General features: G+C 64.0%; 28 protein-coding genes, 3 tRNA genes and 3 pseudogenes. 14 read left to right on the plus strand and 20 right to left on the minus strand.

Annotated elements, in window-relative coordinates:
• The first annotated feature begins 25 nt into the window (after positions 1 to 25).
• Positions 26 to 160 carry a hypothetical protein gene (locus LRP30_RS45015; RefSeq protein ID WP_256477622.1) on the plus strand — a complete coding sequence of 45 codons (135 nt, stop codon included), beginning with the start codon at positions 26 to 28 and terminating at the stop codon, positions 158 to 160.
• Between the two features lie 461 nt (positions 161 to 621).
• On the opposite strand, the gene LRP30_RS25230 is transcribed toward LRP30_RS45015, so the two are convergent.
• The 4 genes from LRP30_RS25230 to LRP30_RS25250 form a co-directional block, all read right to left on the minus strand.
• A complete protein-coding gene (locus LRP30_RS25230) occupies positions 622 to 852 on the minus strand; it encodes a hypothetical protein (RefSeq protein WP_128933068.1) in 231 nt (76 codons plus the stop codon).
• Between the two features lie 1,202 nt (positions 853 to 2,054).
• Positions 2,055 to 2,291 carry a hypothetical protein gene (locus tag LRP30_RS25235; RefSeq protein ID WP_164940594.1) on the minus strand — a complete coding sequence of 79 codons (237 nt, stop codon included), beginning with the start codon at positions 2,289 to 2,291 and terminating at the stop codon, positions 2,055 to 2,057.
• Between the two features lie 430 nt (positions 2,292 to 2,721).
• A complete protein-coding gene (locus tag LRP30_RS25245) occupies positions 2,722 to 3,897 on the minus strand; it encodes a PHB depolymerase family esterase (protein WP_249756607.1) in 1,176 nt (391 codons plus the stop codon).
• Between the two features lie 4 nt (positions 3,898 to 3,901).
• Entirely contained in the window at positions 3,902 to 4,321 is a 420-nt protein-coding gene (locus LRP30_RS25250; protein WP_128933066.1) for a CopG family transcriptional regulator, read from the minus strand.
• Between the two features lie 68 nt (positions 4,322 to 4,389).
• On the opposite strand from LRP30_RS25250, the pseudogene LRP30_RS25255 reads away from it, so the two are divergent.
• Positions 4,390 to 4,635, plus strand: a pseudogene (locus LRP30_RS25255) (daunorubicin C-13 ketoreductase); the annotation flags it as partial.
• A 20-nt stretch (positions 4,636 to 4,655) separates the two neighbouring features.
• Here the strand turns inward: LRP30_RS25255 and LRP30_RS25260 are convergent.
• A complete protein-coding gene (locus LRP30_RS25260; protein WP_245473677.1) occupies positions 4,656 to 4,889 on the minus strand; it encodes a hypothetical protein in 234 nt (77 codons plus the stop codon).
• Positions 4,889 to 5,017: a hypothetical protein gene (locus LRP30_RS45020; RefSeq protein ID WP_256477623.1), complete on the minus strand. Its 129-nt coding sequence runs from the start codon at positions 5,015 to 5,017 to the stop codon at positions 4,889 to 4,891. The genes LRP30_RS25260 and LRP30_RS45020 overlap by 1 nt, the downstream gene beginning before the upstream one ends.
• Positions 5,018 to 5,032: 15 nt before the next feature.
• Between LRP30_RS45020 and LRP30_RS25265 the strand changes: the two are divergent.
• Both LRP30_RS25265 and LRP30_RS25270 read left to right on the plus strand, forming a co-directional pair.
• Positions 5,033 to 5,370, plus strand: a pseudogene (locus tag LRP30_RS25265) (YhjD/YihY/BrkB family envelope integrity protein); the annotation flags it as partial.
• Positions 5,371 to 5,740: 370 nt separating this feature from the next.
• On the plus strand, positions 5,741 to 5,950 hold the full coding sequence (locus LRP30_RS25270; protein WP_245473676.1) for a pyocin activator PrtN family protein: 210 nt from the start codon (positions 5,741 to 5,743) through the stop codon (positions 5,948 to 5,950).
• An 831-nt stretch (positions 5,951 to 6,781) separates the two neighbouring features.
• Here LRP30_RS25270 and LRP30_RS25275 read toward each other — a convergent pair.
• The 3 genes from LRP30_RS25275 to LRP30_RS25285 form a co-directional block, all read right to left on the minus strand.
• A tRNA-Gly gene (locus tag LRP30_RS25275) sits at positions 6,782 to 6,855 on the minus strand.
• A gap of 355 nt (positions 6,856 to 7,210) precedes the next feature.
• Complete coding sequence (locus LRP30_RS25280; RefSeq protein ID WP_091889509.1) at positions 7,211 to 7,414, minus strand: hypothetical protein; 204 nt, start codon at positions 7,412 to 7,414, stop codon at positions 7,211 to 7,213.
• 26 nt (positions 7,415 to 7,440) lie between these two features.
• Positions 7,441 to 7,626: a hypothetical protein gene (locus LRP30_RS25285; protein ID WP_128933064.1), complete on the minus strand. Its 186-nt coding sequence runs from the start codon at positions 7,624 to 7,626 to the stop codon at positions 7,441 to 7,443.
• 196 nt (positions 7,627 to 7,822) lie between these two features.
• On the opposite strand from LRP30_RS25285, the gene LRP30_RS25290 reads away from it, so the two are divergent.
• Positions 7,823 to 8,203 carry a YciI family protein gene (locus LRP30_RS25290; RefSeq protein WP_164934806.1) on the plus strand — a complete coding sequence of 127 codons (381 nt, stop codon included), beginning with the start codon at positions 7,823 to 7,825 and terminating at the stop codon, positions 8,201 to 8,203.
• Positions 8,204 to 8,211: 8 nt separating this feature from the next.
• Here LRP30_RS25290 and LRP30_RS25295 read toward each other — a convergent pair whose 3' ends face one another.
• Positions 8,212 to 8,802, minus strand: a complete 591-nt coding sequence (locus LRP30_RS25295) for a TMEM175 family protein (RefSeq protein ID WP_128933063.1) — start codon at positions 8,800 to 8,802, stop codon at positions 8,212 to 8,214.
• 129 nt (positions 8,803 to 8,931) lie between these two features.
• Here LRP30_RS25295 and LRP30_RS25300 point away from each other — a divergent pair, with 129 nt between their 5' ends.
• Positions 8,932 to 10,989, plus strand: a complete 2,058-nt coding sequence (locus tag LRP30_RS25300; RefSeq protein ID WP_249756608.1) for an ATP-dependent helicase — start codon at positions 8,932 to 8,934, stop codon at positions 10,987 to 10,989.
• 103 nt (positions 10,990 to 11,092) lie between these two features.
• Here the strand turns inward: LRP30_RS25300 and LRP30_RS25305 are convergent, their stop codons facing one another.
• Genes LRP30_RS25305 through LRP30_RS25315 form a run of 3 tightly spaced genes read right to left on the minus strand, consistent with a single transcriptional unit; the run spans position 11,093 to position 14,210 of the window.
• A complete protein-coding gene (locus LRP30_RS25305) occupies positions 11,093 to 12,340 on the minus strand; it encodes an amidohydrolase family protein (protein ID WP_128933061.1) in 1,248 nt (415 codons plus the stop codon).
• A gap of 17 nt (positions 12,341 to 12,357) precedes the next feature.
• Positions 12,358 to 12,855 (minus strand): GAF domain-containing protein, encoded by a 498-nt coding sequence (locus LRP30_RS25310; protein WP_128933060.1) that lies wholly within the window; start codon positions 12,853 to 12,855, stop codon positions 12,358 to 12,360.
• Positions 12,852 to 14,210 carry an MFS transporter gene (locus LRP30_RS25315; protein WP_128933059.1) on the minus strand — a complete coding sequence of 453 codons (1,359 nt, stop codon included), beginning with the start codon at positions 14,208 to 14,210 and terminating at the stop codon, positions 12,852 to 12,854. The genes LRP30_RS25310 and LRP30_RS25315 overlap by 4 nt, the downstream gene beginning before the upstream one ends.
• A 112-nt stretch (positions 14,211 to 14,322) precedes the next feature.
• Between LRP30_RS25315 and LRP30_RS25320 the strand changes: the two genes are divergently transcribed.
• Together LRP30_RS25320 and LRP30_RS25325 are read left to right on the plus strand one after the other, a co-directional pair.
• A complete protein-coding gene (locus tag LRP30_RS25320; RefSeq protein ID WP_128933058.1) occupies positions 14,323 to 15,246 on the plus strand; it encodes a LysR family transcriptional regulator in 924 nt (307 codons plus the stop codon).
• A gap of 141 nt (positions 15,247 to 15,387) precedes the next feature.
• Complete coding sequence (locus LRP30_RS25325; protein ID WP_128933057.1) at positions 15,388 to 16,419, plus strand: LLM class flavin-dependent oxidoreductase; 1,032 nt, start codon at positions 15,388 to 15,390, stop codon at positions 16,417 to 16,419.
• Positions 16,420 to 16,432: 13 nt separating this feature from the next.
• Here the strand turns inward: LRP30_RS25325 and rlmB are convergent, their stop codons facing one another.
• The gene (gene rlmB / locus LRP30_RS25330) at positions 16,433 to 17,275 is read right to left on the minus strand and encodes a 23S rRNA (guanosine(2251)-2'-O)-methyltransferase RlmB (protein ID WP_164940296.1); all 843 of its coding nucleotides are present in this window, start codon (positions 17,273 to 17,275) and stop codon (positions 16,433 to 16,435) included.
• Between the two features lie 207 nt (positions 17,276 to 17,482).
• Between rlmB and LRP30_RS25335 the strand changes: the two genes are divergently transcribed.
• Positions 17,483 to 17,568: transfer RNA gene (locus LRP30_RS25335), tRNA-Tyr, on the plus strand.
• A gap of 192 nt (positions 17,569 to 17,760) precedes the next feature.
• On the opposite strand, the gene LRP30_RS25340 is transcribed toward LRP30_RS25335, so the two are convergent.
• Together LRP30_RS25340 and LRP30_RS25345 are read right to left on the minus strand one after the other, a co-directional pair.
• The gene (locus tag LRP30_RS25340) at positions 17,761 to 18,279 is read right to left on the minus strand and encodes a hypothetical protein (protein ID WP_249756609.1); all 519 of its coding nucleotides are present in this window, start codon (positions 18,277 to 18,279) and stop codon (positions 17,761 to 17,763) included.
• A gap of 43 nt (positions 18,280 to 18,322) precedes the next feature.
• Complete coding sequence (locus tag LRP30_RS25345) at positions 18,323 to 18,808, minus strand: hypothetical protein (RefSeq protein WP_249756610.1); 486 nt, start codon at positions 18,806 to 18,808, stop codon at positions 18,323 to 18,325.
• Positions 18,809 to 19,091: 283 nt separating this feature from the next.
• On the opposite strand from LRP30_RS25345, the gene LRP30_RS25350 reads away from it, so the two are divergent.
• Complete coding sequence (locus LRP30_RS25350; RefSeq protein ID WP_128933053.1) at positions 19,092 to 19,556, plus strand: hypothetical protein; 465 nt, start codon at positions 19,092 to 19,094, stop codon at positions 19,554 to 19,556.
• A 177-nt stretch (positions 19,557 to 19,733) separates the two neighbouring features.
• Positions 19,734 to 19,808 (plus strand) — tRNA-Thr (locus tag LRP30_RS25355).
• Between the two features lie 485 nt (positions 19,809 to 20,293).
• Here the strand turns inward: LRP30_RS25355 and LRP30_RS25360 are convergent.
• The 3 genes and pseudogenes from LRP30_RS25360 to LRP30_RS25370 form a co-directional block, all read right to left on the minus strand.
• Positions 20,294 to 20,713 (minus strand): GFA family protein, encoded by a 420-nt coding sequence (locus LRP30_RS25360; RefSeq protein ID WP_249756611.1) that lies wholly within the window; start codon positions 20,711 to 20,713, stop codon positions 20,294 to 20,296.
• A pseudogene (locus tag LRP30_RS25365) lies at positions 20,710 to 21,398 on the minus strand (class I SAM-dependent methyltransferase). Before LRP30_RS25365 ends, LRP30_RS25360 begins: the two are co-directional and overlap by 4 nt.
• A 75-nt stretch (positions 21,399 to 21,473) precedes the next feature.
• Positions 21,474 to 22,193 (minus strand): class I SAM-dependent methyltransferase, encoded by a 720-nt coding sequence (locus LRP30_RS25370; protein WP_128940509.1) that lies wholly within the window; start codon positions 22,191 to 22,193, stop codon positions 21,474 to 21,476.
• A 100-nt stretch (positions 22,194 to 22,293) separates the two neighbouring features.
• On the opposite strand from LRP30_RS25370, the gene LRP30_RS25375 reads away from it, so the two are divergent.
• Positions 22,294 to 22,530 carry a hypothetical protein gene (locus LRP30_RS25375; protein ID WP_249756612.1) on the plus strand — a complete coding sequence of 79 codons (237 nt, stop codon included), beginning with the start codon at positions 22,294 to 22,296 and terminating at the stop codon, positions 22,528 to 22,530.
• Between the two features lie 86 nt (positions 22,531 to 22,616).
• On the plus strand, positions 22,617 to 22,808 hold the full coding sequence (locus tag LRP30_RS25380) for a hypothetical protein (protein WP_206734841.1): 192 nt from the start codon (positions 22,617 to 22,619) through the stop codon (positions 22,806 to 22,808).
• A gap of 3 nt (positions 22,809 to 22,811) precedes the next feature.
• Here the strand turns inward: LRP30_RS25380 and LRP30_RS25385 are convergent, their stop codons facing one another.
• Positions 22,812 to 22,976, minus strand: coding sequence for a hypothetical protein (locus LRP30_RS25385; RefSeq protein WP_164934801.1), 165 nt, complete (start codon positions 22,974 to 22,976; stop codon positions 22,812 to 22,814).
• A gap of 105 nt (positions 22,977 to 23,081) precedes the next feature.
• On the opposite strand from LRP30_RS25385, the gene LRP30_RS25390 reads away from it, so the two are divergent.
• Positions 23,082 to 23,459 (plus strand): hypothetical protein, encoded by a 378-nt coding sequence (locus LRP30_RS25390; protein ID WP_249756613.1) that lies wholly within the window; start codon positions 23,082 to 23,084, stop codon positions 23,457 to 23,459.
• Positions 23,460 to 23,473: the final 14 nt, after the last annotated feature.

A 23,473-nucleotide genomic window follows, 5' to 3' on the forward strand; every position in this document is an offset into this window, starting at 1 on the left:
ACTCAAATCACCAAAGGAGAGCGACATGGCGAAGGGACAGCAACGCGGCAATCGCGAAGCCAAGAAACCGAAAAAGGAAAAGGCCAAAGTGATCGCCGCAGCGCCGAGCCGCAAGGAAGCGGCTTGGCAGCCTGATTTCGGGCATGCAAAGAAGAAGTAGCATAGAGCCGAGCAGATAGAGCCTACCTCGCGGGTCATGCGAGCGGCATCACGGAACTCATTGCCCACGCCCTTTCATCGGCTCTGATCGTACGTCAACCTTTAGGCCAGAGCGTGTTTTGGGCGTCTATCGGCTCGGCGGCCATCCGGACTCAGAAAATAGGAACGGCTCGTCGAGGACTCGCGTTGGCCCTGCCATTGGTACTCTGCCCAGGAAAAGTAAATGCAGAGGCAGCGCTGTATTGTATTGGGTGCTTTGTTCTCGGTCGCTCTGATCGCGGGGATCTGCACTGTGGCTCTGCCGAAAGCTTCGTTTGACCATGGAGGCGTGCCGCACACCGATCCATCTATGCTTCTGGTGTCTGAGAACAGCCCATACATGCGGAACGAGCGCTAGGTGCTCTAGATTCTCCTTGCCCACGCAGTCTCTGTGTGTGCCTTAAGTTTCCCCGATCATCAAACCTAAGCGTACGGCGGCACGTTCACGAGGGTCCCAATCAGGCGGAGGAGGGCCTGATGCTCAGGTCCTTTCGGCTCGCTCCGTAAAAAATCGCCGAGTTCGATATGCGTCAGTCGACCGCCAGAAGGCGCATTTGGCTGATGAATGACGAAAGCATGGCCATTGGCGGGCTCGCGCCCGAGAAACCAGGCATCGCCGTTGGTACTTCGATAGAGCTCACGTCGTTCGCTCATCTGAGGCTCCCTGTAGGCTAGTTTTGTAATCATCCGGCCTTCCCGAACCGTTTTCGTTGTTGCCGATGGCGCATCGCACCAGGGGAGACACATTTCAGCTAAGACCGATTCCTCTGCTTACCTCGCGGACTTCTCCCGGCGCGAGGCCGCCGGTTAAGGCGAGTTCAGCAGCTTCGTCGTATCCGCTGAACTATCCACGATTGATCACTTTAGCAGTCCACCCCTCTGGGACGGCGTCCAAGACCAGCTGAACGGCCTCTTCCTCCGTACCGGCCGCTAACCAAAACCGGCACTCGCCATCGTCAGTAATGACCCGCAGAAGATGCGCTTCCATGTATGTGAACAGGCTGACGCATGCTTGGTTGCTATCCGCGGGCACCGCAAGACCAGTTGCACCTGTCGGCCCTTAGGGTCGGTCCAAGCGGACTTCGCTAATGCCGCGCCTGAGAGGCGATAGCTGTCCTGAAGGAACGCACTTCTCCCTGGCAGCCGGCGACTTCAGGGGCAGAATCAGGCCCCTCGTTGCAATGTGCCGGTATTGGTTTCAGCACCTCCATGGCGCGCTCGAACAGGTGGAACCTATCAATCCCGTGGAGCGGTTAGTGACCAATTCCCAGGTATTTTGAAACATTTCGGCCTGTAGGGCTTTAGTCCGCATCGCCGGTCTTGGCACCTGCCTTACGAGCGCCGGCGGGGAGGTGCGCTCTCCCACCCTTTGCTGAAGCGGAAACTTCGAATGTGTGCCAGATGTGACGCGGTCGATCTTCAGTTAGTCGATCTTAATTCCGTGCTTGATGGCGCGACAGAAGTGCTCGCGCAGACGCTCCTTCGATACGACATCAGTGAACTGACGGACGAGAAGGCGACCCTCCATTCGGAGCATAGGGCTTCCGCCCGCTATAGAATGTTAGCTCACCATTTGGAGGCTGCCTCTTCTCTCACTGAGGAATTGGGCCTCGCAAAGGTCGCCGTTGACGCCGCGGGGGAGCGTTTCGGCCGTTATCTGACTTAGCAAGCGGCCCAAACAAAATCGGGCGACCCAGCCGCGACGCGCCAACGGCAGGTTGAAGACACCCCTCATCGTCGCACTACTCATCCTGTGGTCGTCAGTCACGGCGGCTCAGACACCGATCTTTAGGCCAAAACCGGATGACGAGTCCGTGCGGAAGCAGATCAGGGCCGATCGCGCAATTCGAGGACCACTACGAAACCGAACTGATCGATCTGGTCAACCGGAAGCGCGCAGGCAAGCCGATCACGGCGAAGGGGCCGCGGGCGGCGACGTGGTCGACCTGAGGCGCTGCGGCGGAGCGTGGGTCAGGAAGTCGCGTCAGCGAAGGCGGCAAGCCAGCCAAGAAGCCCAAGAAGGCGGCGAGCGGCCAGCGCGAGATGCTGATGCCGATCGAGGGCAAGAAGCCGGCGAAGGAGGCGGCAGCCAAGAGGCCGGCCTCCAAGCCGCAGCGCAGGTCGGCCTGAGGCGCGTGAAGGTCAGGTGCGAGCACCGTGAACCGATTGGAACTAACGGCTTTGCGAGACGTCGAATCTCCGCCCCTGGCACTTCCCCCAAAGCCCGCCGGGGGAAAACCTACCCACTAGGTTGGCGGTCCGAATGCGCAGTTATAGCGCAAGGACCGTTTGCGCCCGGAGGAAGGAGCAATGAGCAATAGCATATCGGGCCGGAAAGTGCCGACCGCGGCCGAAGCTCGAAAGGTGTTTCGAGATGCGGGCGCCAAGGCGCCGGCGTCAGAGTATGAGACGCGACCAACAGGCATTCCATGCGAACCGGGAGCGCCTGAAGGCGGAGCGGCTGGCTCGCGACGCGGCCGTCAAGCACAAGCCCAAGACCTGATCGTTGGGTCCTCAGTGACGCTAGTAGTTTCGTCTCCGCTGCAGTGAATGTTCGAGAAAGAATCGCAGCATCTCCCTCGTCGCATCCGGTCCGTCCGGATCGGTGTAGGATCCAGCGGGGCTGCCTCCCGACCATGCGTGTCCGGCTCCGTGGATTTCCCAGTGTTCGAGGATTCCGCGCCCGCCGGCGTCGGTGTGGACCGTGCGGGTGTAGGCATGTCCTCCAGGTACCCGCCCGCGATGCACCTTGGCCTTCGTGCGGGACCCGCCGATCGACTGGCGGACGATCCGAACGCCGTTTTTGGAATGCACCGTCGTGTCGCGATCGCCGTGAAAGACGATTGTCGGCACGGGCGGGCCATCGCTCGGCGCTTCCTCAAGTCCGCCGCCTTGCTTCATGGCCATCAGCGCGGAGGGAAGGTCGCTGGCTGCTCCGCAGGCCAGTCCGGAATGAATGCCGATCGCTGCGTACAGATCGCCGTACGTCGATCCCATGACGGCCGCGGCAGCGGCCCCGGCGGACAGTCCGGCGACGTAGACGCGTTCCGGATCGACCGAATGGTCGCGCATGATCTGGCGGGTGATGCCGGCGATGAGCGAGGGCTCGCCTCTGCCGCGCTGCTGATCGGCCGGCCGAAACCAGTTCCAGCATTTCGCCTGGTTCGCTTCCGCCCGCTGCGCGGGATATGCCACGAAGCAGGTCTGTTCTTCGGCGATGAAGTTCATCCGCGTGCCGGCGGCGAAATCCTCCGGCGACTGCGTGCAGCCGTGGAGCATGACTACCAGCGGAATGGCCTGGCCATGATAGCCGCTCGGGATGAAGAGCCGGTAGGTGCGGCTTCCCGCGGCATTTGCGTAGACGCCTTCGATGAACCTGGCGCCGTCCGGTACGATATCCGCCGTAGACGGCGGGGCGCGGCCCAGCGATCGTCCGAGTCCGAGCCCGTGGATGCTGTTGGCAAGGTCCGCTGGCGGCCGGGCCGTGCGACGCGGACGCCTCGTCTCGGCGGCTTTCGCCTTGGCGTCGATCGTCGGCGGCTCTCTTCCTGGAGCAAGGGAAGGGTGGCCGGTCCTCGGTGCGGCAGCGCCCCGCTCTTTCTCGCCCCGAAGCATGCGCTGAAGCAGCGCGGTGGCCTCGACGAGTTGGCCCGCGCGCGTGAGGCGTGTGGCTTCGCGAATGATGTCCTGGTTCAGCATGACCTTACCTCGTCCTGTCGGCGAGAGCGGACTTGACCGCCGGACTGGCATGCAGGGCCCCCAGCACAGAGACCGATGCAATCGTCGCGCGGGCAAGCTCGGGCGTGACGTCCGGGGCGATGGTGGCGAGGCCCAGAACATTGATGTGCAGCATCTCGCCCGCCCGCCGCGCCGCCTCGAGATCCTCGCGGCTGTAGTTTCGCAAACCCAGGTCCAGGCTCTTTCGCGCCGTGGACTGCTTGACCACGTCGGCATGGCGTTCGAGCTGGTTGCGGATCGCGGTCCGGATGAAATCCGTGCGGTTGGAGTAGAAGCCTTCCTGCACCATCAAATCGACCTGACCGAGATCGACAAAACCAAGATTGATCGTGATTTTTTCGGTGTCGGACGGCTTTCGCCCGATTTCGTGAATGTTGCTTGGCACCGAACTACCATCCAGCTAGCGTCCTAAGGGATGGTATATGGATGACCACCCTCCCCCGTCAAGGGCGTGCTTCCACGCGCTCGCGGCACGCGGGTCAGGTCAACGCGATCGGCCATGCGGTCATTCACAATTCCGGCGTCTACGCGGAGCGGAGCCCCGGCACGACCCCCGGGGGCCATCCACTGGCGCCGTACATGCTGACGGCGCTGATCGGGCCTCCCGGTCGGCTGGTCAGCAGCGGCCTGCACCGCGGCGGAAAGGGCTCGCTGGACGATCTCGACTGGACGAAGCGCGCCTGGGATCCGACAAAGGCCGCCGACCTCGAAATCGGCCTTCATGCGAAGAGCTCGAATGGGATCAGGTGGACCTGCCGCAGATTGGGAAGTCGGGGTCGGCGGCGGGCGAGATAGCGGTGCCGCACGAAGGGACCGGCATGGGCCTCGCCTTCGACGCTGTGGCCTTCCACCAGGAGTATGCGGTCCTGTGTTGGCTTGCTGAAGTGGTGCCCGCGATCGGCGGCGACCGCCACCACCCTTCCCTCGAGCGACAGATCGTCGCCACTCGACATCAGGCGGCGCGAGCAATCGAGCGGCGCTTCTGGCGGTGGTAGCGCATGATCTCGGGAAGCGTCATCGCGTTCAGGACCCGGTCGGCAGGGACACCGCCCTTGCGGGCCATCTCGATGCCCCAGTGCATGTGGTCGAGCCGAGCATGACCTACTACAGCCTGCTCGCAATCTTTCCGCTTGCGGCTCTCGTCGCGATCTACCGGCTCTTCTCGGATCCCGGCAGCATCGCCAAGCAGCTCGACCAGATCTCCCGGATTGCTTCCCGCCGGCGCCCGTCGAGGTCGCGAGGGAGCAGCTCACGCGCGTGGCCTCGAAGGGCAATCAGACGCTCGGTCTCACCTTCGCGATCGGCCTTGCTATCTCGCTCTGGAGCGCGAACGCGGCCATGAAGTCGCTATTCGACACGCTCAACATCGTTTACGGAGAGAAGGAGAAGCGCAGCTTCGTGAAGCTAAATGCGGCTTCGCTATCCTTCACGCTCGTCTGCATGAGCACGCGTTACTGCCCCAGTTTGGCACCAGAAACGACCCAGCCGAAGCGCAACGAACGCGATCAGATTCAAACAAAAAGTCAGCAAAATCACCGAAGCCAATCGCTATCCCGTCGCTCATAACGGTGTGCTTGCAGGTTCGAACTCAAAGAAAGCTACTGAGGTGCCCCAAGTTAGCCGCGCCATGCACGGCCCTTCTTGCCGATTGCAGAGAGCCGCACGCGCCGAGCGCTCCTATTACTACGCTAGGCAAGCCAAACGCCGCTGCCGACGGAGATAGATCTCACAAGCCGGAAGCTCTCAAGCTAGATAGAATAATGAGCGATTGAGATCTCGCCCAATGAATACTGCATTCCTTTTGATGGCGCAGTACGGAGGTAAGGCCATCATCCCGATTGAAGACGTGTGTCGGGATTACTCCTCACACCTCGCTCCCACCAAGCAGAAGTTCAGCGCAGGTAAAATAGCAATGCCGGTCTGTTCAACCCATACGCCTGCCCTGCTCACCTTGGCTTTCGCAAGATTTTTCTTGATCTCCCGGTGCACACGTCGTGCACACGCCGGCCCTTAAGCAGTTGAAAAACTTGAACTCTCGTTCCAATCCATCATTGGCCCGACTGAGCTTCCGCGGCTGAGTTTTTCGAGGTCCAAATATGCATGAACCGGGGAGCGGAAACCGCGTCTTTTGATCTTCAGCGCACAGGCTGCGCAGCCCACTCGCGGCGTATTATTGATGGCGTGCAACCGGGAGCGATGCTTCGACATTGGCAGCCAGATGATCGTGGCCGACCCGCTCGTGCACACCTCGTGAAACAATCCGGCATTTTGGCTGCCTTCGACGCCGCTCGCCTCAGGCAAGACTGCGGCTTAGTCGAGACGATCGCGCGCATCAGGGTCTCGCGACGGACCGAGAGCGGGCTCACTCACACGCTCGCTGGCGAGTGGCGTGCGCATCCCGGATTTTCGTCGGCGCCGTCCGCGCTGGATCTCAAGACATGGCGGGAGGTCGCACGGAACAAACTCGCTGGAAGCTCGGTGTTGCAGTGATGGCTGGTTTTTGGGCAGGCCTCGGCGCCGGAAGGATTCTGATAAATATAATCGATGGTTCCGCCTGACGACGATGACCGCGTCTGCTGTCTTGATTGTGTGATCGACGACGCTCGGCGAGGCCTCTGGTGCGACAAAGGCGCAGCCAATTTAGCGCGCGTCCCGATGAAAATGCCGCCGGCAATTCCACGGATTCGACTGCCGCTTTCCTTTAGCCATTCGTCGAACAAGGCTTCGCTACCGCTAACGCAGGATTCGTGTCTCGTTGTACGGGGGTTGTATGAAAATTGATAAAGACGGCAAAAACTTTCTCAGAAAAAATGCTTAAAGGCTGCTTTCGTTGGGGAAATCTCGTTGGAGCGGGTGAAGGGAATCGAACCCTCGTATTCAGCTTGGAAGGCTGCTGCTCTACCATTGAGCTACACCCGCGACAGGGGCTCCCTAACACGGCCGGACGACGGTCTCAACTGCCGCGACGGTGACTTTTCGCAGCTTGCCGGCCTTACGAACAGGCCTCGGTTCCGGCCAATCGGGCTGCCCTTAACAGCTGCGGCCTTACAACCTATATTGGAATCTCCCGAAACCAACGAAAGGAGGTGATCCAGTGTCTTATCTCAAGCGCTGTCACCTCGCTGGGATCGCCCGCTAAGCTCTCGACAAAGCTTGGCATCGGGGCGCTCTCAGCCCTGGACCAGCGAGCAAGAAATCGGGCGCGACGGGGCCTCCCCGCCGCGCCTTTTCTTTTGCGATTTGTCTTAATCGAGGGTCGAGACCGCCCGCCGGCTCAGCTCGCGCGAAGCCGCTCACGGAATGCCACGGAGGCAATCAGCATGCCGACGCACCAGGCCATGACGGCGCGGTGGGGCTCTCCGGAGAGGAGCACGGTGAAGATGCTCGCAAGCAGGCACGGCGCGATCGCCTTGCCGGTCCGGCTCGCCAGCGAGAGCAGGAACGGCATCGCCGCGATCGATATATGCAGGACGTCCATGTCGAGTCACGGTCTCGTCGACGCCTTCAAAAGCCGCAGATGTTGAGCGCACGCGGGCGTTTGCCGCGCCGGCTCTCCACGATCCGCTCGCCGCCGTTCTCGGCCGAGCTGCCGTAATAGCGGTGATGGCCGGCCTGGTCGTGCAGCTCGGCCGGCTCCGATTGCCCCGCCCGACGCGCGTCGCAGATGATCTTGATGGTGTGACCCGACATAGCCGCCTCCAGCAAAAACCTTGTTGTTTGTGGTCATCAGTCGCGACCGCTTCCGGGGGCGTTCACACGGCGCGGCCGCAATCGGGTTTCAGGACGGTTTCGTCGCTTGCTTGCCGCGCAATATTTTGCTTCGGGATTGTCGGCACGGGCTGCCGTGCTACGTCCTTGGGGCTTGCGCAGAAAAAAAGAGGTGACGATGCTGTACGCCATCCTGGCCTATCACGTGGAAGACGAGGTCTTGTCCTGGACGCCGGAGGAGGACGCCGCGGTCGTGGCCAAAGTCATCGAGGTTCAGGCGCCCCTGAGAGCAAGCGGACAGTTTGGGCCGGCCGCCCGTCTGGACGAGACCCGGAAAGCCCGCACCTTGCGGGGCCCCGGCGCGGGCATGGTGCTGGACGGCCCGTTTGCCGAGACCAAGGAGCAGCTTCTGGGCTTTCACCTGATGGAATGCGCCACCGAGGATGAGGCGATCGCGGCGGCGCGGAAGCTGCGTGCAGTCAATCCGACGGCGGTCTACGAAATCCGCCCGGTCAAGCTTTACGTGCCGGCCGACGGGTTCGGCGCGACATCCCCGTGAGGTGCCGCTTACGGGTCTAGCTCGGACCGCGCGATGGTGAAGCGCTGGATCACGAGCCCGCCAAAGGCGATGAACCAGACGAAGGGCGCGATATGCGGCGCGAACGCGGCAACGACCGTGCCCGGAATGAACACGAGCAGCGGAAACATCGAGGCCATGATCTCGTGGCGCCAGCCGCCCAGGATGGTCCACCACAGCCAGGCATTGAGGCCGGCGATCGCGGTCAGGTGCAGGCCGTAGAGCACCGCCACCGCGTTGCTCATGCCGTAATTGGTGTAGAGGCCGTTGGTCACCGGCAGCAGCACGATCGAGAGCAGGAAGAACAAATTCAGGATCACCGCGCCGCGGCTGCCAATGGGCTGGCGCGCCAGGCGCCGGTGATGGCTGATCCAGAACACGCCGGCGATGATGAAGCTGAGCGCAAAGCCGGCAAGCTTGCCGGAATAGACATGGGCAAGATCGCTCCAGCCGGGGGCGCTGGTGAACACCGCGGCCTTGGGCAGGTCGTAGGCGAGCAGCGTCATGGCGACACCAAAAATGGTGTTGCTGAGCGATTCCAGCCGCCGCATCTCGAACTGGTCGGGCTTGAGCTCGGTCATGCCAGGGACGCGTTTCTCGGGCTGGAACTTCGGGCCGTCTTTCCCCCTAAATCCTAAACCCGGTTTCGTCCAGCTGCATTGCGATTCGCGACGGGATCGCCGACTCTCCCCCTTTCACCGGGGCGATTCGTGGCGACATATCTGGACACGCTCAATGCGGAGCAGCGCCGCGCCGTCGAGCATGGCGTGGCCGAAGGCGCGACCGTGGGCGCTCCCCTGCTCGTCATTGCCGGTGCCGGCTCCGGCAAGACCAACACGCTCGCCCACCGCGTCGCGCATCTGATCGTCGCAGGCGCCGATCCGCGCCGCATCCTGTTGATGACGTTCTCCCGCCGCGCCGCGGCCGAGATGGCCGGCCGCGTGGAACGCATCGCCCGAAAAGTGCTGGGTGAGAACAACGCCGCGATCATGCGCGATGCGCTCACCTGGGCCGGCACCTTCCACGGCATCGGTGCGCGGCTCTTGCGCGAATATGCCGAGCGCATCGGCATCGATCCCGCCTTCACCATCCACGACCGCGAGGACTCCGCCGACCTGATGAACCTGGTCCGGCACGAGCGCGGCCTGTCGAAAACCGAGAGCCGCTTCCCCGCCAAGGGCACGTGCCTGTCGATCTACTCGCGCTGCGTCAATGCCGAGATGGAGATCGAGAAGGTGTTAGGGGTGCACTATCCCTGGTGCGCCGGCTGGGCGGCCGAGCTGAAAGGCCTGTTCGCGGCCTATGTCGAGGCCAAGCAGGCCCAGCACGTGCTCGATTACGACGATCTTCTGCTCTACTGGTCGCAGATGATGAGCGATGCGCTGATCGCGGAAGAGATCGGCGGCCGCTTCGATCACGTGCTGGTCGACGAATACCAGGACACCAACCGCCTGCAATCCTCGATCCTGCTGGCGCTGAAACCCGACGGCCGCGGCCTCACCGTGGTCGGCGACGACGCACAGTCGATCTATTCGTTCCGTGCCGCCACCGTGCGCAACATCCTGGAGTTTCCGCAGAGCTTCTCGCCGCGCGCGGAAATGATCACGCTCGACCGCAATTACCGCTCGACCCAAGCGGTGCTGGCGGCGGCCAACGGCGTCATCGGGCTCGCGCGCGAGCGCTTCACCAAGAACCTCTGGACCGACCGCGCCTCGTCGCACAAGCCGCAGCTCGTCACCGTGCACGACGAGGCCGACCAGGCCCGCTACATCGTCGAACAGGTGCTGGCCAATCGCGAGCAAGGCGCGCTCTTGAAGCACCAGGCGGTGCTGTTCCGAACCTCCTCGCATTCCGGCCCGCTGGAGATCGAGCTGACCCGCCGCAACATTCCCTTCGTCAAGTTCGGCGGGCTGAAATTCCTCGATGCAGCGCACGTCAAGGACGTGCTGGCCCTCTTGCGTTTCGCGGAGAATCCGCGCGACCGCGTCGCAGGCTTCCGCATCCTGCATCTGTTGCCGGGCATCGGACCCGCCACGGCGCAGCGCGTGCTCGACCAGATGGCCGAAAGCACCGATCCGCTGGCCGCGCTCGGTCAGCTTCCGGCGCCTGCTCGCGCCGGCGCCGATTGGACCGACTTCGTCCGCACGACCCAGAATTTGCGCTACTCGGAATGGCCGGTCGATCTCGAGCGCGTACGGTTGTGGTACGAGCCGCATCTCGACCGCATTCATGAGGATGCCGAGACGCGGCGTGCCGATTTGATGCAGCTCGAGCAGATCGCGAGCGGCTACGCCTCGCGCGAGAAATTTTTGACCGAGCTCACGCTCGATCCACCCGATGCGACCAGCGACAAATCCGGGCCGCCCTTGCGCGACGAGGACTACCTGATCCTCTCCACCATCCATTCCGCCAAGGGCCAGGAATGGAAGTCGGTGTTCGTGCTCAACGTCGTCGACGGCTGCATGCCGTCCGACCTCGGCGCCGGCACCAGCGCCGAGCTCGAGGAGGAGCGCCGCCTGCTCTATGTCGCGATGACGCGCGCCAAGGACGATCTTCATCTTGTCGTGCCGCAGCGCTTCTTCGTCCACGGCCAGACCGCCAAGGGCGACCGCCACGTCTACGCCTCGCGCACCCGCTTCATCCCGGAGCAGCTGGTCTACCTGTTCGAGCGCACCGCCTGGCCGAAGGCCGCTGCCGGCGCAGGCCGCACCGCGGCGCAGGGCCCGAAGATCGACATCGGCGCGAAGATGCGGGGGATGTGGCGGTAGAGCTAAAGCGCGATGAGGTTGGGATGAATCGTCATCGCGCTTTAGTTTTTGGTCTGAGCATGATCTTTTCGGAAAACCGCTTCACACTTTTCCGGATCATGCTCTAGGCGTTCAGCCTGTCGAACTGGACCTTGCCTGCCTTCATCACCAGCGGAATGTGCTCGCCCTGGCCGAGCAGGCAGGAAACGTCGCGCAGCGGATTGCCGTCGACTACCAGCAGGTCCGCGATGGTCTCGGGCGCGATCCGGCCTAGCTTGCCTTCCATGCCCAGCACCTCGGCGCCGATCAATGTCGCGCTGGCGATCACGGCGCGCGAGCCGAGAATTTCGGCGCGGATGCGGAATTCGTCGCTCTGCAGGCGCTGCGACGGGCCAAGCAGATCGCTGCCGAACCCCATCTTCACGCCGGCGTCGCGGTAGATCGCGAGGGAACGCAGCCCGGCGTCGCGAACATCGGCGATCTTGGCCACGCTCTCGGGCGGCAGACCGTATTGGGCGCCCTCGTTCGCCAGCGCTTCATAGGTGACGAGCGTCGGCACCACATAGGCGCCCTTCTCGGCCATCAAGCGCGCAGTCGGAGCATCGACCAGATTGCCGTGCTCGATCGTGCGCACGCCGCAGCGAACGGCGCGCGCGATGGCGGCAGCGGTGTAGGCATGGGCCAGCACATAGGTCTGGCGCCCGTGCGCCTCCTCGACGATGGCGCGGATCTCGTCCTCGAAGTAGCCGAAGGCGCCGACCGGATCGGTTGGCGAGGCGACGCCGCCGGATGCCATGATCTTGATCTGGTCGGCACCCATCTGCAGCTCCTCGCGCGCCGCCTTGCGCACGCCGTCGACGCCGTCGGCAACGCGTGCCAGCGCGCCGACACGCACGCAGCAGGGACACGGCGCGTCGCTGGCGAGGTAATCCGAGCGCGCCCGCATGTCGCCATGCCCGCCGGTCTGGCTCAATGCGCGGCCGGAGACGAACAGTCGCGGGCCCTCGGTCAGGCCGGTCTCGATCGCCTGCTTCAGCGCATGGCCGGCCCCGCCGGCGTCGCGGACGGTGGTGAAGCCACGCCGGAGCATGCCGCGCAGCAGCAGCGTCGAGCGCAGCGTCACCAGCACGTTCGGCATGTGCACCTGCTGCGCCAGATTGAGCTCGACCGCCACCGCATGGACATGCAGGTCGATCAGGCCGGGCATCAACGTCTTGCCCTTCAGGTCGATCGTCCGATCGGCCGAGGCCTGGAGCGGCCGGTCGGAGACCTCCTTGATCAGATTGTCCTCGACCAGCACGTGATGTCCCTCCAGCAGGTCCGGCTGGAGCGGATCGAGCAGAGCGACGTTCTTGAAGAGGGTGCTGGGCATGGTCGTTTCCTGTCTGGTCAGGACTGTGTGAGCAGCGCGGGCAGCGCGAGCTGGGCAAAGGGAAGGCACGCCGCGATGTCGTCCGCGCCGTACCAGCCTGACTCGTGCAGCAGGTTGAGCGAGCCGAGCGTGCGCCCGCGCCAGCGCACGGGCATGTTGAGCACGCTCTCGCAGCCGAGCGACGCGATCAGCTCGTAGTCGGGAAAGACGTTGCGCAAATCATCCTGCGTGCGGCCGATATAGGCCTCGCCGCGATCGAGAACGGCCTCGGTCCACGGGCCCGGCGCCAGGCGCTTGCGTCCGCCGGTCGGATACGGGCCGGGGAGATTGGAATAGACCCGCGCTGCTTCGCCGCTGTCGCCGTCATAGGTCAGGATGGTGAACAGCTTGTGCCCAATCGCCGATTTCAACGCGTCGTCCAGCGCCGAGAACAGGGCATTCGGCTGCTCCACCCTGCCCTGCGCGGCCGCCACATTGCAGAGCAGCGGATCGGCCTGGCGTCTCGCCTTCCTCATGCGACTTCACCCGCCGCAATCTCTTCCAGTGAGCGGCCGCGCGTCCGCACGCCCATCAGGACGACGGTCAGCGCGCCGATCAGCAGAACGCTGGTGGTGATGCCGAACACGCCGGCAAAGCCGAAATTGGGATAGAGATAGCCGACCAGGATCGGCGAGACGATCGCGCCGATGCGGCCGATCGCGGAAGCGAGGCCGGCGCCGGTGGTCCTGACCGGCGTCGGAAACACTTCCGCCGTATAGGCATAGACGCCCGCATAGGTGCCGTTCATGAAGAACGACAGGCAGATGCCCGCGAGCATGATCTGCTGGTCGCTGTGCGCGAACGCGAGTCCGAGCGCGCTGGCGCCGCCGAGCACCATGTAGGACGCGATCGTCGCCTGCCGGCCAACGCGCTCGTTGAACCAGGCGGCGCTGAAATAGCCGGGTATCTGCGCGCAATAGATCGCGATCGAATAGGCGAAGCTCTTGGTGATGCTCATGCCATTCTGGACCAGAAGGCCAGGAATCCAGACGAAGAAGGAATAATAGCTGAAGGTGATCGCCAGCCACATGATCCAGGTCATGATGGTGATGCGCGCCTGCCGGCCGGCGAGCAGCGCGGCGAAATTGGCCAGCAGCGTTCCCCCGGCGAAGGGCGGACTGACCGCATCGACGACTGGCTGCGACAGCGCATGACCCTCACGGGCGAAGCCGGCTTCGATCCTGTCCAGCACGGCTTCGGCTTCCTTGCTCCTGCCCCGGCTTTCCAGCCAGCGTGGCGATTCCGGCAGCGCCCTGCGCCACCACAACAGCATGACGACCGGGACGGCGGTGATCACCAGCACGATGCGCCAGCCGTTCTCATAGGCGGGAACGATGAAGTAGCCGAGCAAGGCCGCCGCGACGAAACCGAAGGAGAAGAAGCCGGCCAGCGCGCCGGTGAAGCTGCCGCGGAAGCGCCGCGCGACGAACTCGGCGAGATAGGGCGCGATGATCGCGCTCTCGGCACCGGTGCCCATGCCGGCGACGACGCGGGCGGCGAAGAAGGATGGCCAGGTGTCGACCGCCGCGCTCACGATCGATGCCGCGCAATAGAGCGCCAGCGCCGACATCATCACCGCCCGGCGGCCGATCAGGTCGCCCAGCGTGCCCGCCAGCAACGCGCCAAACAGGAAGCCGATATAGGTGCTGCTGCCGAGCACGCCGATCTCGACGCTCGACAAATTCCAGGCCGTGCGCAGCACCGGCAGGATGAACGCCAGCACGGCCGCGTCCATCGCGTCGAACATGTAGCCGAGCCCGCCCATCAACAGCAGATGCGTGTGGAAGCGCGCGAATGGAAGGCGCTCGATGCGCGCCGATATCATCGACATGAAAGTCCCCCTCGATTGTCACGGGCCCGGCGCGCCGCTCGGGAGGGAACCATAGACAAAATGACATTATCGTCATAATTTATAATTATGATCTGATATATCACCGTGGTGAATGCACGTGTCGTTCCGCGCGCTCGACCTCAACCTCCTGAAAGTCTTCGAGGCACTGATGACCGAGGGCAGCGTCACGCGCGCCGCGAATGCGTTGCGGATGACCCAGCCCGCGGTCAGCAACGCGCTCGCGCGGCTGCGCGACGCGCTCGGCGATCCCCTGTTCGTGCGAGCCGGCACCGGTATCCGCCCGACCCAGCGCGCCGTGGTACTGTGGGAGCCGATCGGCGAGGCCCTGGAAAGCGTGCGCGGTGCGCTCGACGAGCAGGTGTTCGATCCTGCACGTGCACAGACCGAATTCAGCCTGTCGATGTCTGACTACGTCTCCTCGCTGGTGATGCCGAACCTGCTCGGCCATCTCGGCAAGGTTGCGCCGAAGTCGCGCGTCCACACCGTGCCCAATACCGTCGTCGAGATCGCCGACCAGCTCGAGGACAACAGGGTGGATTGCGTGCTCAGCGTCTATGTCAACGAGGCGCAACAGCCGGCCGCCATCCGCTCGCGCTCGCTTTGGACGGTCGACTACGCCTGCTTCATGCGGCGCGGCCATCCGCTCGCGGCCCAGAAACGGCTGAGCACGCGGACCTTCCTCAACGCGGGGCACGTCGATGTGAGTCTCGCCGGCAAGACCTTGCCGTCCTACGATCTCTTCCTGGCCTCGCGCGGGCTATCGCGCAACCTGGTCGCGACCGTCAATCACTACAGCGCCGCCTACGAGGTCGTCCGGCAGTCCGACTTGATTGCCGTGCTGCCGAGCGACCTGCGCTCGCAATCCCGGCACGCGCCGTTCCTGCACGCCATGCCGCTTCCGCTTCGCGCGCCGCCGCGCATCGTCAGCCTGTTCTGGCACCAGCGCAACGACACCGTGCCAGCGCAACGCTGGCTGCGCGAAACTCTGGTCGGGATGTTCGCCGAAGCCGACTGAACACGCACCTAACACCCTCCAAAAAGGAAACGGTGCGTTTCTCGAAGCAGCATTGTTGCGCCGGCATTAGCGGCCTAGCTCCACCGCAAACGATCCCTCCCTCAATGACAGGCGCCTGTTGCGCCCGCAGAGACCTCATCGATGACCGCACCGCTCGAATTCGGACTGGATACCTTTGGCGACGTCACCAAGGACACCGCCGGCGCGATGCTTTCGCATGCGCAGGTGATCCGCAACGTCGTCGATGAAGCCGTGCTGGCCGACGAGCTCGGTCTCGACTTCATCGGCCTCGGCGAACATCACCGCGCCGACTTCGCGATCTCCTCGCCCGAGACCGTGCTCGCGGCCATCGCGGCGCGCACCAAAAGCATCCATCTCGGCTCTGCGGTGACGGTACTGAGCTCGGACGATCCGATCCGCGTGTTCCAGCGCTTTGCGACGGTGGATGCGCTCTCGAACGGGCGCGCCGAGGTGATCCTCGGCCGCGGCTCGTTCACCGAATCCTTCCCGCTGTTCGGCTTCGACCTGCGCAAATACGAAGAGCTATTCGAGGAGAAGCTCGACCTGTTCGCCGCGCTCTTGCCGCAGCAGCCGGTGACCTGGGAGGGCAAGCTGCGTCCGCCGCTGCGGGATCAGTTGGTCTATCCGCCGGTCGAAAACGGCACGCTCAAGACCTGGATCGGCGTCGGCGGCAGCCCGCAATCGGTGGTGCGCGCCGCGCATTACGACCTGCCCCTGATGCTCGCGATCATTGGCGGCGATCCAGCGCGCTTTGCACCCTACGTCGAGCTCTATCACCGCGCGTCTAGGGAGTTCGGCCGCCCGGCACAGCCGATCGGTGTGCATTCCCCCGGCTATGTCGCCGAGACCGACGAACAGGCGCGTGAAGAGTTGTGGCCCGATTACAAGGCCATGCGCGATCGCATCGGCAAGGAACGCGGCTGGCCGCCGATGGGCCGCGACGAGTTCGTCAGCGAAGCCGAGCACGGCTCGCTCTATGTCGGCTCGCCCGAGACCGTTGCGCGCAAGATCGCCAAGACGGCGAAGGCCCTTGGCATCTCGCGCTTCCAGCTGAAGTATTCGGCGGGGCCATTGCCGCACGAGAAGCTGATGCGCAGCATCGAGCTTTATGGGCGCAAGGTGGTGCCGATGGTGCGGGAGATGATCGGGTAAGTCTGCCTTTGGTCTACGACGTCGCGCCCTGCTTCATCAGCCCGAGCCTGCTTGCGCCGACATAGAGCGAGAGCACAGCGGCGTTGGAGACGTTGAGGCTCTTGATCTCGCCGGGCATGTCGAGCCGCGCCACGACGCTACACGTCTCGCGGGTCAGCTGCCTGAGGCCCTTGCCTTCGGCCCCTAACACCAGCGCCAGCGGCTCACGCAGCGCGACGTCGCTGAGATCCTCGCTGCCCTCGCTGTCGAGCCCGACGGTCTGAAAGCCGCGCTCGTTCAGCGCGGTGAGCGCGCGGGCGAGGTTTTGTACGGTGATGAGCGGCACGAGCTCGAGCGCACCGGAGGCTGCCTTCGCGAGCACGCCGGTGGCTTCCGGACTGTGACGCGCGGTGGTGACGATCGCCTTCACCGCAAAGGCCGCGGCGGAGCGTAAGATCGCGCCGACATTGTGTGGATCGGTGATCTGGTCGAGCACCAGCACCATGCCTTCCTGCTTCAAGGTCTCGATATCAGGCGAAGGCAGCGGATCGGCTTCCGCAAGCAACCCCTGATGCACGGCGTCTGGCGACAGCAGACGGTCGATCTCCTGGGGCCGGACGATCTCGGGCGCGATGCGGGTTGCGATGTTTTCGTCCGCGAGCCGCCTTGCGGCGTTCTCGGTCAACGTCAGCTTGCGGATCCGCCGCCGGGGGTTGGCGAGCGCCATCGTGACGGTGTGCCAGCCATAGAGGATGACAGGCCCGTCGGGGTGCGAATCGCGGTCGCGCCAGGCCGGCCGGCCGGCCGATTTCCCGGGTCTGTTGAAGGGCTTAGCCCCGCCGCGAGCCCCCTTGGGGCCGAATTTTCGATCCTTCATGGGCTCGCTTGTGTCACGGGTCCCGGAATATGGCAATTTCGGTGCCGTCAGGGACGATTTTAGCTGTTCGCCTCGGTTGACTTTGCCCCACTGCTTCGCCCATAAACGCGCCCGGTCGCGCCCCGATCAGGGTTGTCGCGGTCTTCACGTTCCATGGCCGTCTTCGGTCCGCCGGCAAGGTCCGGCCCGATTGTGCTGCCGTCGAGCGGGGGAGTGTCCCGAGTGGCAAAGGGAGCTGACTGTAAATCAGCCGCCTCATGGCTTCGCAGGTTCGAGTCCTGCCTCCCCCACCAGCCTTCGCTCGCTTCGCGAGCTTCGGCTTGGCAAGCCAGGGCAGAACGTCATGGCGCGAAGCCAAGCCCGGACATGACGACTTTCTCGTAACTGCATTCGTGTGATCGCCACCACGGCACGCTCACACCAAAAAGCAAAACGCCCGTCCGCATCACGCGAACGGGCGCCTCGTCGGCTGAACCGGTCAGAGATCAGTAATAGCGGCGCAGCACGCGATGGCCGCCGTAGTACGGTGCGTGGCGATGAGCGTAGCCGTAGCGCGGACCGTAGCCGTAGTGCACGCGCGGCAGATAGCCGTAGCGCGGGCCATAGCCGTAGCGATACGGACGATAGTACGGGCGGTGATAGCGATAAGCGGCACGATAGCCGTAGCCATAGCCATAATTGGCGGGCGCGACGACCGCGTCTTCACGATACGTCGGATACGGCGCGAAGGCGCCCGGGCCTGTGTAGGTCGGCCCCTGGTTGACGTAATAATACTGCGTGGTCGGCTCGGCGAGGCGCTCATATGCTCCATAGCCATAGCCATAGCCATAGCCATAGCCATAGCCATAACCATAGCCATAACCATAGCCGCCGCAGCCGGTGTTGCAGCCGGAATAGACCGGCGCAATTGGCGCGCACGTGGTGAAGCCGCAGGCCGCGGCGGGCGCGGTAGCGACGAACATCACGGCAGCCGCCGCGACCAGTCCCGAAATCATTTGACGCATTACTCTCTCCTGTTGATTTCCGTTTTTTGGGTTTTTGCGTTTGCTAACCCGGCGGCTTGCCGGGGATCTCTGTATGCGGCCGTGGCCGAGGGCGCCGAGGATGGTCGTTGATCTCGGGCGCGAGGATCACTGGCGGCGGATCGACGGGCACGTCCATCTGCGGCGGTAGCGGCGCGGACGACGCGCCCCAGCTCTGGTGGTAGCTCTCGGCCGGCTTCGGCAATTTGCGGTTCGCGGGCGGCTCGACCTCGAGCCGGCCGTAGCCGGGCCGCAGGCCCAGCGTCGGATAATAATGGCCGACGTCGTCGGGCTGCCGCTCGGCGACATAGCGCCCGCCATAGATCGTGGGCTGCACCTGCTGGTTCTTGCCGAGGCCCCAGACGCCCTCGACGACGCTGTAGGACGCGTCGATATTGTTGATGATGATCGGCACGCCGGGACGGCCGGGAACGACGATATCGAAGCCGCCGTCGGCAAGCGCCGTCGCAGGCAGTCCGATCAGAAAGGCAGCGAGCGCCACAGCGCGCATGAGAAGGCCCCGGTTGTCCGGCCACAACCTATCCGATCGCGACGCAGAGAGAGTTAAGGCCCGCTCACCAATTTCCGGTAAGCCTAATGTGCAAGGATTGCGCGCTGCTCAAATGCTGCAAAGCGCACTAGCGAAGCGTTAACGGCATCGAGCGCACCGGCCGGAACCACCCGTATGCTCACATCCGTTTGACCGTCCGGCTGCTAAAATCGACCGGTTTCACCGGAACGTCCGGCGCGCTCGGCATTTAGCCCCCGTTCAACCACAACGGGAGCCAACAATCATGAATATCAAACTCCTCGGCGCCGTCGCGATCGCGACCACCACTCTCGCGGGCCCCGCGATGGCACAGGCGGTGGTCAACAATCCTGCCCGCTGCTCGGCCCAGTTCCCGAATGCCAACTGCCAGAACCTCGGACCGGGAAATCCGTACACCGACAGGGGTTATCGCCATCGCCGCATGTCCTATCGGCAGACCAACAGCGGCGACTGGAATAACGATTGGAACAGGAGCCGCACCGGCTTCTGGCCGACCGATGTCGCGGCGGGCGTAGCCGGTGCCGCGATCGGCACCGCGGGCGCGATCGCAACCGCTCCGTTCCGCGCCTGGGACAATTCCTACGCGTACGATCGTTCGTGGGACAATCGCGGCTGGGACACCCGCACCTATGCCCAGCGTAACGGCTTCGTCTGCACGCCCGGCACCTGGTTCAAGGGCGACGACGGCCGCCGGCACATCTGCCAGTAAGCGGCTCACATCGAACGCGACCCATCAGGCGGCCCGCAAGGCTGCCTGATTCATGTCTTGCGACGACGATCGCGGTTCTGGCACTTTCCGACCAAGTCTGATATTGCGGCGCGCAAGGGTGGACGGTCGGGTGGACGGCCCCGGCATGTGCCGCCCCTGCCCGCTTTCTCAGGCGTCGCCGGCTTAGCTCAGCGGTAGAGCAGCGGTTTTGTAAACCGAAGGTCGGGGGTTCAATCCCCTCAGCCGGCACCATTGGTTTAGCCGACACCGCGTCGTGGCCTGACGCGCTATGTCGAACCTGCAATCGACCCGGGCGGCAAAGCTTCCACCGCCCTCCGCGACCGCGGATCGAAGCCTGTCAATTGCCATGGCTCCTTATTCATCGGCGACCACCGCAAGAACTAAATCATCGGTTTGCCGTTATCCTCGTGCTATAGAGCCGTCTCGCGGAGGTCTAGCGATGGACCCGAATGATCGGGTAGCCTTAGCCCTATCCGCTGTCGCCTTGGCCATCGCCATTGTGGTTGCATCGACAGTCACGTTAGAGCGCGTCAATACCCGTACCGCCAGCAACGACGCACCTCCCGGAACGGTAGGACTCGCCAGGCCTCACCCGCCACTGGACCGTGCTCCCGGTGAACCGATACAGACGTCAGGAGCGCCGTCCGACGCAAGTCATCGGCAGCGTCCTTGACCGAACACCGGCCGCGCCGGCACCAGGACTCGATGCCTGTGCCTCAGCTTGAACTCTTGCGCGCTGCGCCCTGTTCGAAGTGCGCGACGCCGGCGCCACCGATCTCGACCCAGGCATGTTTCGATTGCTCGAACACCGATCTGACGGGCGCGGGAAAATCCGGATCCGCGATGGCGCCGACGGCAACGCCGATCATGTCAGGCAGATTGTCAGCCTTCCAGCAGACCGTCGAGCCGCAGTCGGCGCAGAAATAGAAGCGGACCTCGCCGCCGCTTGCGGCGGCGCGAGCGTACTGCTTCGGCGCGCCGGAGATCGTGACGTCCTCGACAGGATAGAACGCACCGACGCCGAACGGCGCTCCGGTTCGCCGCTGATAGTCGATGCAATGACAGGCCGCGACCAGCCTGGTCGGTCCCGGAAGCGAAAGTGAAACAGCACCGCAACTGCATCTGGCATCAATCATCGGACATCCTCCAGCTGCCAGAGCCCGAGGCTCTTGTCGCGCCAGCCGCCGCCGCCCTCCTCGCAACGCTCGTTGATCAGTGCGTGCGGCGCCGGCCAGTCGAACGGCGGCTTCTCCATGTTCAGTGCCCGCCAGTCGCCGTCCTCGCAATCGCGATTTGCATCCCATTCCGGAAAGGTGGTGGCCAGCAGGAAGCGCGCGCCGCTCTCTCTCGAAATCGCGCGAGGGCGCGATCGATATTCGCAAAGCTCAAATGCACCAGACAGTCCCGGCAGAGAATGACATCCGCACGCGGCAGCGCATCGCACGTGATGTCGGCAACGAGAAACCGGCCCGGCGACCCGCCGCCTGCCACACGCCGGCGGTTGGCCTCGATCAGCGACGGCACGACGTCGATGCCGGTGTAATCGACGTCGAGCTTCAGGCGGCCGATCCATCCGGCATCGCCGCAGGGCGCATCGAGCAGCGAGCGCGCGCCGAGCCGTTGCAGCAATGGAGCAAGCGCCTCCCGGATCGCGGCGGTCGCGGGGTCCTCCGAGCCGAGGCCCGACACCGAAGTCCCCGCGCCCCACAGGTTGGTCCGCTCGATCCGCTCGAACCGGGCAGCGAGATCGAGGCCGGCGAAATTCTCGCGGTCGGCGAGGAAACGTTCGTGAGCGAGCACGGGAGGACGATTGGAGATCATCGGACTAGGCTCAAATCAAGTCGCGAGGCCAGTGTATAGGCGATCCGTCGCCTCTGGAATCGCCTGTCTTTTCGATCAGGCCGGCTTCTGCCACTCCATGACGTGGAAGAAGGGCACGCGGCGATGACGGGCAACCTGCTCGGGACTGCCGCCCGTTGGCTGCGGCTCGACGAATAGGCGCAACTGGAGACCGTGATCGAGCAACAGCGTCATGTAGGTGCTGAGCGGACGGTGCCAGTTCCGGATCCGGATGCCGTGCCAAGCGGCCCAGATCGGCCGCTCCTGCATATAGTGGTCGATCGCGAAGCGCCACGGGCCCTCGCCATCACGCGTCCAGCCGTCCGGCTGGCCAGCGGTGCTGAAGCTCGTCAGGTTGGCGATCAGTAGCGTGCCGCCCGGGCGCAGCACCGCCACCATCCTGGCGATCGCCGCACCGAGATCGGGCATGTCGATCAGACTAAGATAGCTGACGACCAGGTCAAAGCTCGCATCGAGCTCCATCGTCTCGGCGCGGCCGAGCCGATAGTCGCCATCCGGGTCCAGCTCGCGGGCGCGCGCGAGCAGCGCCTCGGTCGGATCGATGCCGGTGGTACGGATGCCGGCGCGCTGCATGATGCGGCAAAAGCGCCCTTCCCCACAGCCGACATCGAGCGCATTGCGAAAGCCGCGCCCTTCGATGCGCTCTCTCATCGGCGCGTCCAGCACGAAGCGGCGACCATAGTCGCCATCTTGCCCCTGCTCGACGATCCAGGCAGCCGCGGACGCGGCCCAGCCGTCGCTGACGTCCTCGTTCATAGGCAGACCTACAGGAATGGAGGTTGGCCGCGCGCAGCGCGGGCGCAGTTACTGAGCACAGATTGGATCAGAGTTCAACATGAGGTAGCATGTGCATACGATGCGTTCCACCACGCTCAAAGAGAAGGCCAGGATCGCCGCCGGTGCGGTTACGGCCATCGTGATGACGGCCGTGCTGTTTGCAATCGCAATGGTTTCTGCTCGCGCTATAGATGGCATCGGCACCGCGGGCATGCGCCGCCGCCCAAGCTCACCCGGCGCACACGGCCCGCCGGAATTTTCGGACTTCACCATTCAGCTAGTCGCCATCGCTTGGCCGCGTTGGGCGGACTTGTAGGCGGCCGCTCCGATAGGGTCTGACCGGAACCAAAGCCCTGCGTCATGGGTTCTCGATCCATGCGGATCAGGGAAGAAAACCGAAACATGTTTCTGCTGGCGACGGTGACGCTGTGCTGTGGCGCCGTCGCCGGCACAGTTGCGCTGTTCGAACCGGCGCCAGCACCTGATCCGGCACAGCAGGTGGCCCAGCGGATGGCGGCCGACGTCAGCGCTCAGACGCCGGTTCGGGTGGTCGGCGCGCCGTTCGAGCCCAACGTCAATCCGCGCCAGCGCTAGCCATCACTGCGGCGATACCTCCTTGCCCTTTTCGGGCCGGCCATGGGCACGCACCAATTCCTCGACGAACGCGATCACCTCCGCCCGCTTGTCGGGCGGCAACGACAGGAATGCGCGGACGAGCCTCAAGCCCTCCGCTTCGTCCATCCGCTTGTCTTCGGCATTCATCTGACCAATGTCGGGCGATCGGGAAAAATATGCAATCCCCTTTACAAACGGACCCTTGATTCGGCGCGGCCGCTTTGTTGGAATGGGGCGCGACTAAGGTGGATCATGAAGTGGATCAGGGAACGCGACGCACTGATCGCGCAGACACTGGCCTTCGTCCAATCGGTGACCGGCAAGAAGGATGACATCCTTCAGCCGGGCGCGCCGTCGGATGCGCCCGCGGCGACCGTCGAGATCATCGCCGTCGAGGCCGTCACCGCCGAGATCGAGCCGCCCCAGACCCCTCCGCAGCCTCAGCCCGTCAAGCTCCCGCCGGCGCGGGCAAGCGGCGATTTCCGCAGTGAGATGCAGGCCCGGATTGCCAATTTCCGCAAGCATCAGGAGCGGTTCGAGCGCGAGCGCGAGGAATATTGCGCGGCCACCCTGACCAAATTGCGCGCCGCCATCTGTGACCCCTCCCCCCGTCCACCGGCCGAAAAGTAGGGCCGGCTCTCCAG

The organism is Bradyrhizobium sp. C-145 (genome assembly GCF_023375135.1).
Taxonomy (GTDB): Bacteria; Pseudomonadota; Alphaproteobacteria; order Rhizobiales; family Xanthobacteraceae; genus Bradyrhizobium; species Bradyrhizobium zhanjiangense.

Excerpts from the sequence above, each read along its gene's own strand:
- LRP30_RS25260 (WP_245473677.1), bottom strand. The coding sequence starts at position 4,889 with ATGTCGAGTGGCGACGATCTGTCGCTCGAGGGAAGGGTGGTGGCGGTC.
- LRP30_RS25340 (WP_249756609.1), bottom strand. The coding sequence starts at position 18,279 with ATGCGTCAAATGATTTCGGGACTGGTCGCGGCGGCTGCCGTGATGTTC.
- LRP30_RS25305 (WP_128933061.1), bottom strand. The coding sequence starts at position 12,340 with ATGCCCAGCACCCTCTTCAAGAACGTCGCTCTGCTCGATCCGCTCCAG.
- LRP30_RS25325 (WP_128933057.1), top strand. The coding sequence starts at position 15,388 with ATGACCGCACCGCTCGAATTCGGACTGGATACCTTTGGCGACGTCACC.
- rlmB (WP_164940296.1), bottom strand. The coding sequence starts at position 17,275 with ATGAAGGATCGAAAATTCGGCCCCAAGGGGGCTCGCGGCGGGGCTAAG.
- LRP30_RS25360 (WP_249756611.1), bottom strand. The coding sequence starts at position 20,713 with ATGATTGATGCCAGATGCAGTTGCGGTGCTGTTTCACTTTCGCTTCCG.
- LRP30_RS25385 (WP_164934801.1), bottom strand. The coding sequence starts at position 22,976 with ATGAATGCCGAAGACAAGCGGATGGACGAAGCGGAGGGCTTGAGGCTC.
- LRP30_RS25370 (WP_128940509.1), bottom strand. The coding sequence starts at position 22,193 with ATGAACGAGGACGTCAGCGACGGCTGGGCCGCGTCCGCGGCTGCCTGG.
- LRP30_RS25350 (WP_128933053.1), top strand. The coding sequence starts at position 19,092 with ATGAATATCAAACTCCTCGGCGCCGTCGCGATCGCGACCACCACTCTC.
- LRP30_RS25390 (WP_249756613.1), top strand. The coding sequence starts at position 23,082 with ATGAAGTGGATCAGGGAACGCGACGCACTGATCGCGCAGACACTGGCC.
- LRP30_RS25245 (WP_249756607.1), bottom strand. The coding sequence starts at position 3,897 with ATGCTGAACCAGGACATCATTCGCGAAGCCACACGCCTCACGCGCGCG.
- LRP30_RS25380 (WP_206734841.1), top strand. The coding sequence starts at position 22,617 with ATGTTTCTGCTGGCGACGGTGACGCTGTGCTGTGGCGCCGTCGCCGGC.
- LRP30_RS45020 (WP_256477623.1), bottom strand. The coding sequence starts at position 5,017 with ATGCACTGGGGCATCGAGATGGCCCGCAAGGGCGGTGTCCCTGCCGAC.
- LRP30_RS25285 (WP_128933064.1), bottom strand. The coding sequence starts at position 7,626 with ATGTCGGGTCACACCATCAAGATCATCTGCGACGCGCGTCGGGCGGGG.
- LRP30_RS25280 (WP_091889509.1), bottom strand. The coding sequence starts at position 7,414 with ATGGACGTCCTGCATATATCGATCGCGGCGATGCCGTTCCTGCTCTCG.
- LRP30_RS25310 (WP_128933060.1), bottom strand. The coding sequence starts at position 12,855 with ATGAGGAAGGCGAGACGCCAGGCCGATCCGCTGCTCTGCAATGTGGCG.
- LRP30_RS25230 (WP_128933068.1), bottom strand. The coding sequence starts at position 852 with ATGAGCGAACGACGTGAGCTCTATCGAAGTACCAACGGCGATGCCTGG.
- LRP30_RS25290 (WP_164934806.1), top strand. The coding sequence starts at position 7,823 with ATGCTGTACGCCATCCTGGCCTATCACGTGGAAGACGAGGTCTTGTCC.
- LRP30_RS25375 (WP_249756612.1), top strand. The coding sequence starts at position 22,294 with ATGCGTTCCACCACGCTCAAAGAGAAGGCCAGGATCGCCGCCGGTGCG.
- LRP30_RS25315 (WP_128933059.1), bottom strand. The coding sequence starts at position 14,210 with ATGTCGATGATATCGGCGCGCATCGAGCGCCTTCCATTCGCGCGCTTC.
- LRP30_RS25270 (WP_245473676.1), top strand. The coding sequence starts at position 5,741 with ATGGCGCAGTACGGAGGTAAGGCCATCATCCCGATTGAAGACGTGTGT.
- LRP30_RS25295 (WP_128933063.1), bottom strand. The coding sequence starts at position 8,802 with ATGACCGAGCTCAAGCCCGACCAGTTCGAGATGCGGCGGCTGGAATCG.
- LRP30_RS25345 (WP_249756610.1), bottom strand. The coding sequence starts at position 18,808 with ATGCGCGCTGTGGCGCTCGCTGCCTTTCTGATCGGACTGCCTGCGACG.
- LRP30_RS25320 (WP_128933058.1), top strand. The coding sequence starts at position 14,323 with ATGCACGTGTCGTTCCGCGCGCTCGACCTCAACCTCCTGAAAGTCTTC.
- LRP30_RS45015 (WP_256477622.1), top strand. The coding sequence starts at position 26 with ATGGCGAAGGGACAGCAACGCGGCAATCGCGAAGCCAAGAAACCGAAA.